At 71.7% G+C, this 11688-nt stretch carries 10 protein-coding genes and 1 riboswitch; of the genes, 7 read left to right on the top strand and 3 right to left on the bottom strand.

What is annotated here, in order from left to right:
• Positions 1-35: 35 nt before the first annotated feature.
• Both IEZ08_RS05555 and IEZ08_RS05550 read right to left on the bottom strand, forming a co-directional pair.
• Positions 36-1811, bottom strand: coding sequence for an ABC transporter substrate-binding protein (locus IEZ08_RS05555; RefSeq protein WP_068922668.1), 1776 nt, complete (start codon positions 1809-1811; stop codon positions 36-38).
• Positions 1812-1827: 16 nt separating this feature from the next.
• A complete protein-coding gene (locus IEZ08_RS05550; protein WP_203863229.1) occupies positions 1828-2829 on the bottom strand; it encodes an ABC transporter permease in 1002 nt (333 codons plus the stop codon).
• Between the two features lie 379 nt (positions 2830-3208).
• Between IEZ08_RS05550 and IEZ08_RS05545 the strand changes: the two genes are divergently transcribed.
• The 7 genes from IEZ08_RS05545 to IEZ08_RS05515 all read left to right on the top strand — a co-directional run bounded on the left by IEZ08_RS05545 (position 3209) and on the right by IEZ08_RS05515 (position 9304).
• Positions 3209-4054, top strand: coding sequence for an oxygenase MpaB family protein (locus tag IEZ08_RS05545; protein ID WP_068922669.1), 846 nt, complete (start codon positions 3209-3211; stop codon positions 4052-4054).
• Between the two features lie 200 nt (positions 4055-4254).
• Positions 4255-4385: riboswitch (FMN riboswitch) on the top strand.
• A 264-nt stretch (positions 4386-4649) separates the two neighbouring features.
• Positions 4650-5774: a bifunctional diaminohydroxyphosphoribosylaminopyrimidine deaminase/5-amino-6-(5-phosphoribosylamino)uracil reductase RibD gene (gene ribD, locus IEZ08_RS05540; protein ID WP_229802937.1), complete on the top strand. Its 1125-nt coding sequence runs from the start codon at positions 4650-4652 to the stop codon at positions 5772-5774.
• A gap of 2 nt (positions 5775-5776) precedes the next feature.
• Positions 5777-6385: a riboflavin synthase gene (locus tag IEZ08_RS05535; protein WP_068922671.1), complete on the top strand. Its 609-nt coding sequence runs from the start codon at positions 5777-5779 to the stop codon at positions 6383-6385.
• A complete protein-coding gene (locus tag IEZ08_RS05530; protein WP_068922672.1) occupies positions 6382-7047 on the top strand; it encodes a nicotinamide mononucleotide transporter family protein in 666 nt (221 codons plus the stop codon). Before IEZ08_RS05535 ends, IEZ08_RS05530 begins: the two co-directional genes overlap by 4 nt.
• Positions 7048-7049: 2 nt before the next feature.
• Complete coding sequence (locus IEZ08_RS05525) at positions 7050-8258, top strand: bifunctional 3,4-dihydroxy-2-butanone-4-phosphate synthase/GTP cyclohydrolase II (RefSeq protein ID WP_068928620.1); 1209 nt, start codon at positions 7050-7052, stop codon at positions 8256-8258.
• Complete coding sequence (gene ribH, locus IEZ08_RS05520) at positions 8255-8725, top strand: 6,7-dimethyl-8-ribityllumazine synthase (protein WP_068922673.1); 471 nt, start codon at positions 8255-8257, stop codon at positions 8723-8725. The genes IEZ08_RS05525 and ribH overlap by 4 nt, the downstream gene beginning before the upstream one ends.
• 120 nt (positions 8726-8845) lie before the next feature.
• Complete coding sequence (locus IEZ08_RS05515; RefSeq protein ID WP_068922674.1) at positions 8846-9304, top strand: PH domain-containing protein; 459 nt, start codon at positions 8846-8848, stop codon at positions 9302-9304.
• 22 nt (positions 9305-9326) lie between these two features.
• Here the strand turns inward: IEZ08_RS05515 and IEZ08_RS05510 are convergent, their stop codons facing one another.
• Positions 9327-11684, bottom strand: coding sequence for a putative bifunctional diguanylate cyclase/phosphodiesterase (locus IEZ08_RS05510; RefSeq protein WP_176728445.1), 2358 nt, complete (start codon positions 11682-11684; stop codon positions 9327-9329).
• Between the last annotated feature and the right edge of the window lie 4 nt (positions 11685-11688).

Below are 11688 nucleotides of genomic sequence, written 5' to 3'. Positions count from 1 at the left end.
CCGCGGCCGTGCCGCCGCGGCGCCCCGGGGCGTGGTCACTGTTTGACGAAGATGGTGTTCGGCGACACGATCCAGAACTGCGGGTCGATCTCCGCGCCGCCCACCTTGGAGCCGTGGAGGGTGTTGGCGATCCGGTTCTCGGCGACGACCAGGGGGGTGATCGTCTCCTGGATCTTCTTGTCCAGGGCCATCCACGCGGCGTTCGCCGCGTCGAGGTCGGGCATCGCCGCGATCTTCTCCATCTCCTCGGTGAGCGCCGGGTCCTTCAGGTGCGCGTAGTTCGGGGCGCCGTCGCCGACGGGCCCGAAGATGACCGGCAGGACCGTGGAGCCCGACGGCCAGTCGGCGCCCCAGCCGCCCCAGTACAGGTCGAACTCGTTCTTCACCAGGCCGATGGAGTCGTAGTAGGTCTTGCGGTCCAGGGGCTTGGCCACCACCTTGATCCCGGCCTTCTCCAGAGCGTTCTTGATCACGACGGTGATCTGCTCCTGGAGCGGCGTCTGGTTGTAGGCGTAGACGATGGTCGGGTTGGGGTCGCTCGACTGGGCCAGCAGTTCCTTGGCCTTGTCGATGTCGCCTTCGGGCTTGGCGGTCTTGCCGAACAGGTCGTAGGGCTCGTAACCGGCGGTGGTGTTCTCGTTGAGGATCGTGGTGGGCAGCGCCGCCGCGGCCGGGCCGCCGTAGACCTGCTGGATCTGCCTGGACGGCCAGGCGTGGTTGACGGCCTGCCGGATCTTGATGTCCTTCACCCGGTCGAGGTTGAAGTAGTAGTAGTTCCCGTACGGCGAGGGGCTCTTCAGCAGGCGCGGGGCCAGGGAGGCGTCGTTGAGGACCTGCTGGAGCCGCTCCGGCGGGACGCTGGCGTAGAAGGTGAACGCCGTCTGGTCCGGTCCCGCGTCCGCGATGAGGCGGTCGGTGATCTGCAGGGCCTCCTGGCCGAACTCCATGCGCCACCTGTCCGGGTAGGCGCCGCGGATCGGGTCGGTCGCGGCGTCCCAGTTCGGGTTGCGCTCCAGGTCTATCGACTTGTCGACGACGTGGCTCTTGATGATGTACGGCCCGCTGGAGAAGGGCTCCTTGTCGTACTTCTCCTTGGTGTCCTTGGCCTTGGGCACGATGGCGTACCCGCCCATCGCGAAGGCGTAGTTCGCGTCGGCGTGCGGCGTCTTGAACCTGAAGACGACCGTCTTGTCGTCGGGCGTCTCGATGGCGTCCAGGCGCTTGCCGTCGTAGGGGCCCGGGTAGGCCTTCTTGTGGTCGACCTCGGTCAGCCACTGCTGGATGTAGGTCGGGCCCTGGGTGATGAACGGCGCGAACGTCCGCTCGATCGTCCACTTCACGTCCTCGGACGTGATCGGCGAGCCGTCCTGCCACTTCACCCCGTCCTTGAGGGTGAAGGTCCAGGTCCTCCCGCCGTCGGACGGGGTGCCCGGGTCGGTGGCCAGGTCGCCGACCAGCTTGTACTCGCCCTTGGCGACGCGTTTGTAGCCGGTCAGGCCGCGGTGGATCAGCAGGCCGAAGTTGGTCGCGGTGTTGACGTAGCTCTGCGCGGGGTCGAAGTGGGCGAAGTCGTCCCGGTCGATCATGGTGACGGTGCCGCCCTTGACGACGCCCTCGGGCGCGATGGCCGGGCCCTTGGAGTCGTCGGCCGTGCCGACGGTGATCGTCGGAGGCTTGTACGGTTCCGCGGAGGCGGCGGGCGCGCCGCTGGGGGCGGGGGGTGCGCCCTGGTTGCCCTCGGCGCACGCGCCGGTGAGCACGAGCAGGCCGGCGGCGAGCGCGGCCGCGGCCGACCGCTTGAGGACTGGCATGTCTCTCCTATCGGATCTAGCGCTTGATCTTGGGGTCGAAGGCGTCCCGGACCGAGTCGCCGAGCAGGTTGAACGCGATCACGAAGATGACCAGGGCGGCGCCGGGGAAGATGAGGTAGGTGATGTCGCTCTGGTAGACCTGGGTGCCGCGCAGGAACATGCGGCCCCAGTCGGGGATGGGCTCGATCATGCCGACGCCCAGGAACGACAGCGCCGTCTCGGCCGTCACCAGGGCGGGGAGCAGGAGCGTCGCCTGGACCAGGATGGGCGTCCAGAGGTTGGGCAGCAGCTCCTTGAAGACGATCCGGGCGGGGGAGGCCCCGGTGACCCGGGCGGCCTCGACGAACTCGCGCTCGCGCAGGGAGAGGACCTGGCCGCGCAGGAGCCGGGCCAGGCCGGCCCACTGGAAGGCCGACAGCATGATCACCAGTGTCACCGCGCGCAGCCAGACCGGGGTCTCCTCGTCCGGGCTGACGAAGAGGTTCTCCACGACCGGCATGAACGCGATGATGAAGAGGGTCGCGGGGAACGACAGCGTGATGTCGATCACGCGGCCGATGGTGTAGTCCGTCCTCCCGCCCGCGTAGCCGGCGACGATTCCGAGAACGATGCCGATCACCACGATCAGGACCGTCGCGGCGGCGGCGATCAGCAACGAGGTCCTTATCCCGTAGACGAGTTGCATGAACACGTCCCGGCCCAGCGCCGGCTCGATGCCGAACCAGAACTCGGAGCTGATTCCGCCGTTGGGCAGGACCGGATATCCGTACTCGTTCAGCAGCCCCGGGGCGTCCTGGCCGTAGAGCGTGTACGGGTCCTTTCCGTAGACGCTGGAGATGGCCGGTGCGAGCGCCGCGACCAGAAAGAAGAAAAGTACGATTCCGGCGGACGCCATTCCGGTGCGGTCGCGCCGGAACCTCAGCCACATCAGCCGGCCCGGGGAGCGGCCCACCGTCTCCGGGGCCTTCGGGGCCGGGGCCCCGCCGTGCTCGGTCACGGCGGGCATGGGGATCGTCATCGGGCGGTCTCCCAGGGGCGACGGCTGGTCGGGATCTGGGGGAACCATCGCAAAAACCGCCGGCATCAATCAATGGAACGGCCGCCGCTATTTTTATCGTTGTGCGAATTCCATGGGGTCGTTGCGGTAAATTCGTTGACCTTCGGGAACCCGATGGAAGAATGGGAGTCCCCCGGAAACCGGTTTTCACGGATCCGTGACGCGCCCATGACGCTTCCATGACATGTTCGTCCCGTTCGCGTCCGTGATTCATCGCGATTTTGTGACATGAATTCCGTCGCCTCCCGGGACGGTCCTGCCGGTCTCCCGGAGCCGCCCCGCCCGCCGGGTGTGAGTGCCGGAGAGGTAGGGTAATTACTCACTTACGAGGAGGTGGCGAATGGACAGGGACCACGGGTTGTTCGGGCCGGAGTCGGTGACGTGGCGGGTGATGGGGGAGCCGATCCTGCTGGTCGGCGGATTCCGGGCGCTGCTGATGCAGGCGCTGCACCCCAGGACGATGCGCGGGGTGCTGCAGAACTCCGCGCTGATGGACCCGGCGGAGGCGTGGAACCGCTTCGTGCGCACCACCGAGTTCGTCCGCGTGCGCACCTACGGCACCAGCGCCGAGGTGGAGCGGGCGGGTGCCAGGGTCCGGAAGATCCACTCCAGGCTCACCGCGCTCGACCCCGACACCGGGCAGCGCTTCCGCCTGGACGAGCCCGACGGGCTGCTCTGGGTGCACGTCGGCGAGGTCGACTCCTACCTGTCGGTCGCCCGCCGCGCCGGAGTGCGCCTGACCGACGCCGAGGCCGACCGGTTCGTGGCCGAGTGGCGCCGCGCCGCCGAGGTCGTCGGACTGGCGCCCGAGGACGTCCCCGGCTCGGTCGGGGAGATGCGGGACTACATCGAGGCGTGCCGTCCCGGCCTGCGGTTCGTGCCCGAGGCGACCCACCCGCTGCGCCAGTCGCTCAGCACGCCGCTCCCGCCGCTCCTGCTCCCGCTCAAGCCGGTCATGCCCGTGCTCACCCTGCTGGCCTTCGCCACCCTGCCGCGCTGGGCCCGCAGACTGTACGGCCTGCCGGGCAGCCCGGTCGGCGACCTGTGGGCGACGGCCACCCTGAAGACCCTGCACGCCGGGATCGGGCTGGTCCCCGCCCCCGTCAGGTACGCCCCCGACGCCCGGCGGGCCCTGCGGCTCAGCGCCGCCGCGGCGCTCGGGGAGCCGGTCGGCGACGCGGCGTGAGGGCCGGCGGGTCGCAGTCGTCCTGAGGGGGACGGGGGAGAAGTCCGGGCTCGCCGGGCGCTTCAGGCCGGTGGGCGGTCCCCGAGTATTGACCAAGCGCTCGCTTGGTTCATATGGTGGAGGCCGGTTCCGTCCGGTTTGCCGGGCGTGGCACACTGATGTACGAGAGTACGCCCGGGAGGGCGTGTGATCAGAGAGAGCAGCGTGCTCCGGGGTCGGTGAAAGTCCGAACCGGCGGTTAAAGTCCGCGACCCGGTCGAAGCCATCGACCGGTTGACCCGGTGAGATTCCGGGACCGACGGTTAAAGTCCGGATGGGAGGAAGCGCGCGAGCGGAGAGTGCCGTCGAGGCACCCTCCGCAGACGGTTCGCAGGCGGGAGTCTGCGCGCCCGTCGTCCCCGGGGCCCGCCGTGGCAGGAAGCTACTGGCGAGTAGGAGACCCGGGTTGAGGCAGCCGACCCCCAGCGACGGCGCGTTACCGCGTGCCGGGCACCCCGAACCTTCAGGTCGTCCCGGACCTTCAGCACGGCTCGGGTCCTCAGGACAGTCCGGCCCCTCAGGACAGTCCGGGTCCTCGGGACACCCCGCTCCCGAGGTGGATCTCGCGCACATGCGCAGGGCCGTCGAACTCGCCGCGCGCGGGCGCGGCACCACCAGTCCGAACCCCGTCGTCGGCTGCGTCGTCCTGGACGCCTCGGGCCGGATCGCGGGGGAGGGCTTCCACGCCTACGCCGGAGGGCCGCACGCCGAGGTGGCCGCGCTCCGGGAGGCGGGGGAACGGGCCCGCGGCGGCACCGCCTACGTCACCCTCGAACCGTGCGACCACACCGGCCGGACCGGGCCCTGCTCGGCCGCGCTGCTGCGGGCCGGGATCGCCCGCGTCGTCGTGGCGGTGCGGGACCCCAACCCCGCGGCGGCCGGCGGCGCGGACCGGCTCCGCGCGGAGGGCGTCGCCGTCGAGACCGGCGTGCTCGCCGAGGAGGCCGAGCGGGGCAACGCCGAGTGGCTGACCTCGGTCCGGCTCGGCAGGCCTCACGTCACCTGGAAGTACGCCGCCACCCTGGACGGCCGCTCGGCCGCCGCCGACGGCACCAGCCAGTGGATCACCTCGCCCGAGGCCCGCGCCGACGTGCACCGCCTCCGCGCGGAAGCGGACGCGATCATCGCGGGCGTCGGCACCGTCCTGGCCGACGACCCCCGCCTCACCGCCCGCCCGCCCGGCGGTCCCGGCGGGCCCGGGCCCGGGCCCGGTGGCGCCGGTCCGGGCACCGCGAGGGGTCCGCTCCGCGTGGTCGTCGACAGCGACGCCCGGACCCCGCCCTCCGCCCGCGTCCTGGACGGGCGGGCCCCGACCCTGGTCGCGGTCGCCCCGGACGCCGACGCGGCGGAGCTGGAGAAACGGGCCGAGGTGGTACGGCTGCCGCGGCGGCCGTACGGGCTCGACCTGCGCGACCTGCTGGCCGAACTGCACCGCCGGCAGATCGTCGGCGTGCTGCTGGAAGGCGGGCCGGTCCTGGCGGGTTCCTTCCTGAGGGAGGGCCTGATCGACCGGGTCGTCGGCTACCTCGCCCCGGCGCTGCTGGGCGAGGGCGCCGCCGCGCTCGGCCCGGCGGGCGTCGCGACGATCGCCGGAACCCGCCGCCTGGAGTTCGAGGACATCACCCCCGTTGGGCCGGACCTGCGTCTGACCGCCCGGCCGGTACCCGTGAAGGAGCAGTGAGAATGTTCACCGGAATCATCGAGGAGCTGGGGGAGATATCCTCCGTCGAACCGCTGCCGGACGCCGCCCGGCTGACCGTCCGGGGCAAGGTCGTCACCGCCGACGCCCGGCACGGTGACTCGATCGCGGTCAACGGCGTCTGCCTGACCGTGGTGGAGACCGACGGCGAGGTGTTCACCGCCGACGTCATGAAGGAGACCCTGAAGCGCAGCAGCCTCGGCGCGCTGCGCCCCGGCTCCCCGGTCAACCTGGAGCGCGCGGTCCGCGCCGACCAGCGCCTCGGCGGTCACATCGTCCAGGGCCACGTGGACGGCACCGGCGTGCTGCTCTCGCGGGAGCCGGCCGAGCACTGGGAGGTCGTGCGGATCTCGCTGCCGGCCGAGCTGAACCGCTACGTGGTCGAGAAGGGCTCCATCGCGGTGGACGGCGTCAGCCTCACCGTGACCGCGGTGGACGGCGAGGCGTTCTCGGTCAGCCTGATCCCGACGACCCTGGAGCTGACCACCCTCGGCGCCAAGCGGCCCGGCGACCCGGTCAACCTGGAGGTCGACGTGATCGCCAAGCACGTGGAGAGGCTCGTCGGCGCCTACGGTCTGGGAGGTCGGTCGTGAACTGGGCGGACGCGGGATTCATCCTGTTCGGTGACGTCAAGGTCCTCTGGACGGACCTGGTCGGCAACGTGGCCGCGCTGGCCACCGTGGTGCTGGCGATCCGCAAGTCGATCTGGACCTGGCCGGTGCAGCTGACCGGCTCGGTGCTGCTGCTCATCGCCTCGGTCGGCGCGGGGCTCACCGGGAACGCGCTCAAGCAGGTCATGTTCGGGGCGCTGGCGGTCTACGGCTGGTGGAAGTGGGCGCGCGGCACCGCCGGAGGCCAGGCGCTGGCCGTACGGCCGGCCACCTCCTACGAACGGCTCTGGCTGGTCGCGGCCATGCTCGCGGGAACCGCCGTGGTGGGCGTGCTGTTCTTCGTGTTCAAGCTGTCGTGGGGCGTGCACACGCCGGGGCCCAAGGGCTACCTCCTCGTCGCCGCCGACGCCTACATCTTCGTCGGCAGCGCGGTCGCCACCTGGGCGCAGGGCCGGGCGCTGGTCGACTTCTGGATCGTCTGGGTCGCGGTGGACCTGGTCGGCGTGCCGCTGGCGTTCAGCTCCGGTCTCGTCGTCTCCGGGGCCGTCTACGGGATCTTCTTCGTCCTCGTTCTCGCCGGATTCGCCAACTGGCTCAAGGAGTACCGGTCCCGGGCCGTGCTCGTCCCCAAGGAGGCCGTGTGACCATGCTGGACCCGATCGAGCGGGCGATCGCCGACATCCGCGAGGGCCGGCCCATCGTGGTCGTCGACGACGAGAACCGCGAGAACGAGGGCGACATCATCTTCGCCGCGGCGAAGGCCACGCCCGAGCTGCTGGCCTTCACCATCCGGCACACCAGCGGGGTCATCTGCGTCTCGATGCCCGGCGAGGACCTGGACCGGCTCGGCCTGCCGCTGATGGTCCACGACAACCGCGAGCGCATGCGCACGGCCTACACCATCAGCGTCGACGCCCGTGACGGCGTGAGCACCGGCATCTCGGCCGCCGACCGCGCCAGGACCATCCGCACGCTGTGCGACTCGGCGACCGAGCCGTACGAGCTGGTCCGGCCCGGCCACGTCTTCCCGCTGCGCTACCGCGAGGGCGGTGTGCTGGTCCGGCGCGGCCACACCGAGGCGGCCGTGGACCTGGCCCGGCTGGCCGGGCTGAGCCCGGCCGGCGCGCTCGCCGAGGTCGTCAACGACGACGGGACCATGAAGCGCCTGCCGGAGCTGCGGACGTTCTGCGACGAGCACGACCTGGCGCTGGTCTCCATCGAGCAGCTGGTGGAGTTCCGGCGCAGGACCGAGCGGATGGTGACCCGGGTCGCCGAGACGCTGATCCCCACCCGGCACGGGATGTGGCGCGCGTACGGCTACTCCAGCTCCCTGGACGGCGGCGAGCACCTGGCCCTGGTCTACGGCGACCTCGGCGACGGGGAGGACGTGCTGGTCCGGGCGCACTCCGAGTGCCTCACCGGGGACGTGCTCGGCTCGCTGCGGTGCGACTGCGGGGTGCAACTGGAGCACGCGATGGCGCGGATCGCCGAGGAGGGGCGCGGGGTGGTGGTCTACCTGCGCGGGCACGAGGGGCGCGGGATCGGGCTGCTGGCCAAGCTGCGGGCGTACGGCCTGCAGGACAACGGGAGCGACACCGTGGACGCCAACGTGGAACTGGGCCTGCCGGTGGACGCCCGCGAGTTCTCCAACGCCGGGCAGATGCTCGCCGACCTGGGCGTGAAGTCGGTCCGGCTGCTGACCAACAACCCGGCCAAGCTGCGCGGCATGGACGGCTACGGGGTCAAGGTGCTGGGCCGCGAGGCGACGCCGGTGGCGATGAACCCGTACAACGAGAAGTACCTGCTGGCCAAGCGCGACCGCCTGGGCCACGACATCGGGGAGAGGCAAGCATGAGTGGCGAAGGACGTCCGGGGGCGGAGGCGGTCGAGGCCGGAGGGCTGACGGTCGGGATCGTGGCCGCCCGCTGGCACGAGAAGATCACCGATCAGCTCGTGACGCGGGCCGTGCGGGCGTGCCGGGACAGCGGCGCCGAGGCGACCGTGGTCCGGGTGGCCGGATCCCTGGAGATCCCGGTCGTGGTCCAGGCGCTGGCCCGGCGTTGCGACGCGGTGGTGGCGCTGGGAGCCGTGATCCGCGGGGAGACCGCCCACTTCGACTACGTCTGCGACTCCGTCACCTCGGGACTGACCCGGATCTCCCTCGACGAGGAGACGCCGGTCGGCAACGGCGTGCTGACCTGCGACACGCTGGACCAGGCCCTCGACCGGTCCGGACTGCCGGGCAGTCACGAGGACAAGGGGTACGAGGCCACCGTGGCCGCGCTGGAGACGGCCCTGATCCTGCGGGGCCTGCGGGACTGACGGCGGTCCCGGCGCGCCGGGGCGGTGTCCCGCCCCGGCGGAGGCGGGGGCGGCGAGGCGGTGCGGTAGGTTTCCTTCGGCGTCCGACCGGCCGTCCCCGCTAAGGAAAGTGAACTTCAGGTGAGCTCCGACAGGGTCCCCGCACCCGCCCTGCCCGTCGTGTGGCGGCCGAAGACGGGCCGGATCGTGGCGTACGGCCTCGCCACGGTGATCATGATCGGGGCCGTGATCATGGCGATCTTCCTGCCGCCGCCGTTCACGATCTTCGACAAGCTCGGGGTGGTGGCGCTCGCCGGGCTGGTCGCCTGGGTGCTGCACCTGCTCGGCCGGTGCCGGGTGGAGGCGGACGAGCGCGGGATCACCCTGGTCAACGGCCTGCGGGTGCACCGCTACGAGTGGGCCGAGGTGATCTCGGTCACCCTGGTCGAGGGCGAACCCTGGGCGAAGGTCGACTTCTCCGACGGAATGACCATCGGGGCCATGGGCCTGCAGGGATCGGAGAAGACGCGCACCGTGCTCCAGGTGCGGGAACTCGCCGCGCTCATCGAGGAGCGCGGCGAGGCCGACGAATCCCGCTAGTCCACCGGCGTCCCCTCGCGGGCTAACCGGCGAGGGCGGAGGGCTCCCAGGACTCCGGACCCGGGTTCGCGGTACGGGTCTGCAGGATCCGCTCGATGTTGTCCGGCGACAGCGGCGGCGCGAAGTGGTAGCCCTGGGCCAGCCGGTAGCCCAGCTGGTAGAGCCGTTCGGCCTGGTCCGGGGTCTCCACGCCCTCGGCCACCGCCCGCAGCCGCAGGGCCTGGGCGATGTGCGCCAGCGAGGTGGCGATCGCCGCCTGCTCGGTGTCACCGGTCACGCCGTCGACGAACAGCTTGTCCACCTTCAGCACGTCCACCGGGCAGGTGCGCAGCAGGCCGAGCGAGGAGTGCCCGGTGCCGAAGTCGTCCAGCGCGATCGGCACGCCGAGCGCCTGGACGGCCTTGACCGTCTCCAGGGCGAGCCCGCCGTCGAACACGGCCGTCTCGGTGATCTCCAGCAGCAGGTCGGACGGGCGCAGCCCGTGCTCGCGCAGCGCGCCGGCGACGGTCTGGGCGAAGGCCGGTTCGAGCAGCTGCCGGGCCGAGACGTTCACGCTCATCTTGGCGGGCGCCTGCGGGCCGTACTCCCGCTGCCAGGCGGCCATCTGCCGGCAGGCCTCACCCAGCACCCAGGTGCCGATGTCGACGATCATGCCGGTGCGCTCGGCGACCGGGATGAACTCCGCCGGGGAGACCAGCCCGCGCTCCGGGTGGCGCCAGCGCACCAGCGCCTCCACCCCGGACAGTTCGCCGTCGGGCAGGGTGACCACCGGCTGGTAGAGCAGGAACAGCTCGCCGCGGGCCGGGGCCTGGCGCAGCTCGGCGCTGAGCCGGGCGTTCTCGACGGCGCGGGCGTCCATGTCCTGGGCGTAGCGCACGCAGCGGCGCTTGCCCCGCTCCTTGGCGGAGTACATGGCCACGTCGGCGCGGCGCAGCAGTTCGCTGGCGCTCACCTCCTCCCCGCCCTCGACCAGGCCGATGCTGGCCTGCACGAGCAGCTCGTGACCGTCGGCGGCGACCGGCGTGGCGAGCGCCGCGATGATCCGGTCGATGATCCGGTCGGCCTCGGCGGAGCTCACGTCGTTCAGCAGCACGGCGAACTCGTCGCCGCCCAGCCGGGCGACCGTGTCGCCCCGCCGGACGCACTCGCGCAGCCGGTCGGCCACGGCCACCAGGAGGGCGTCGCCCACCGCGTGCCCGAGCCGGTCGTTGACGCCCTTGAAGTCGTCCAGGTCGATCAGGGCCAGTGCGACGCCGCGCTGCGGGGCCTCGGCCAGGGCGCCGGTGGCGCGCTCGGTGAACAGCGACCGGTTGGCGAGCCGGGTCAGCGCGTCGTGGCTGGCCTGGTGGGACAGCTGCTCCTGGAGGCTGGCGTTGTCGTAGAAGGACACGATCTGCCGCAGCACCACCAGGGCGGTGATGGCGATCGTCCCGGCCGCGAGCACGCGCAGCTCCGTGCTGGAGCCCTGGGCCGAGATGAGGAGCAGGGCGCCGGTCACCGCGATGGCGGCGTACGGCAGCAGGCTGAACGGCCGCCGACGGCGACGCGGGGCGGTGGCCGGCTCGTCCATGACCCGCCGCTGCCGCTCGGCGGCGAGACCGGTGAGGAAGGCGATGAGCGGGACGGCGAGGCTGGTGGTGGAGAGGTACGGCCTGTCGTGCAGGAGCGGGGCGAGCGCGCTGCTCGCCGCCCCCACGACGACCGACATCCCCAGGGCGGTCAGGACGCGGGGATGCAGCGGGCCGGCACCGGTCAGCGCCAGCTTGACGGCGGTGAGCACCTCCAGGAAGCACAGCGCGACGACCACGAGCACCGACCAGGACATGCCCGTGGCGGTGAGCAGGCTCGGCGCGGTGCGCAACGTCAGATGCCACGCGAACAGCGCCGCGGCCAGCATGACGACCCCCGCGTCGAGCCCCAGGGTCAGCAGGGCCCGGCGCGAGCGCTGCCCGATCGGCAGCCGCAGCAGCGCCCAGATGGTGACCACCAGGGCGCCGAGGTACAGTCCCATGCTCACCGGACCGACATGACGCTCCGGCAGGCCGGGATTGAGGAACGCCTGGTAGGCGCCGACCGTCAGCCCGGCCGAGAGAAGCCCCATGGACAGGCAGAGCCGCTGCCAGAACGACCGCATCGCCCCGGCCAGCGACGTCGAGACGCGGGCGCAGGCGAACGCGGCCAGTGCGGTGGAGGCGATGGACGGGATCCGGGCCGGGAGCGGCCATCCCGGGGGGAACACCGCCGAGAGGGCGAACGCGCCGGTGCTGAGGACGGCGAGCGCGGTGAGAGCCCAGAACACCGGCCGGGCGCGGACACGGCTCAGGATGGTGGGCGTGGGTGTGGGCGATGGGGCGGTTCGCTCCCGCAGGTCAGCTGTCATCGTT

It is taken from the genome of Planobispora rosea, from assembly GCF_014648175.1.
Classification (GTDB): domain Bacteria; phylum Actinomycetota; class Actinomycetes; order Streptosporangiales; family Streptosporangiaceae; genus Planobispora; species Planobispora rosea.
Note: the sequence above shows the minus strand (reverse complement) of the source record. Positions and strands in the feature narration are given on the sequence as shown.

What these genes read in the sequence shown, in the direction of transcription:
- IEZ08_RS05555 (WP_068922668.1), bottom strand. Translation starts at nt 1,811, where the DNA reads ATGCCAGTCCTCAAGCGGTCGGCCGCGGCCGCGCTCGCCGCCGGCCTG.
- IEZ08_RS05550 (WP_203863229.1), bottom strand. Translation starts at nt 2,829, where the DNA reads ATGACGATCCCCATGCCCGCCGTGACCGAGCACGGCGGGGCCCCGGCC.
- IEZ08_RS05545 (WP_068922669.1), top strand. Translation starts at nt 3,209, where the DNA reads ATGGACAGGGACCACGGGTTGTTCGGGCCGGAGTCGGTGACGTGGCGG.
- IEZ08_RS05535 (WP_068922671.1), top strand. Translation starts at nt 5,777, where the DNA reads ATGTTCACCGGAATCATCGAGGAGCTGGGGGAGATATCCTCCGTCGAA.
- IEZ08_RS05525 (WP_068928620.1), top strand. Translation starts at nt 7,050, where the DNA reads ATGCTGGACCCGATCGAGCGGGCGATCGCCGACATCCGCGAGGGCCGG.
- ribH (WP_068922673.1), top strand. Translation starts at nt 8,255, where the DNA reads ATGAGTGGCGAAGGACGTCCGGGGGCGGAGGCGGTCGAGGCCGGAGGG.
- IEZ08_RS05510 (WP_176728445.1), bottom strand. Translation starts at nt 11,684, where the DNA reads ATGACAGCTGACCTGCGGGAGCGAACCGCCCCATCGCCCACACCCACG.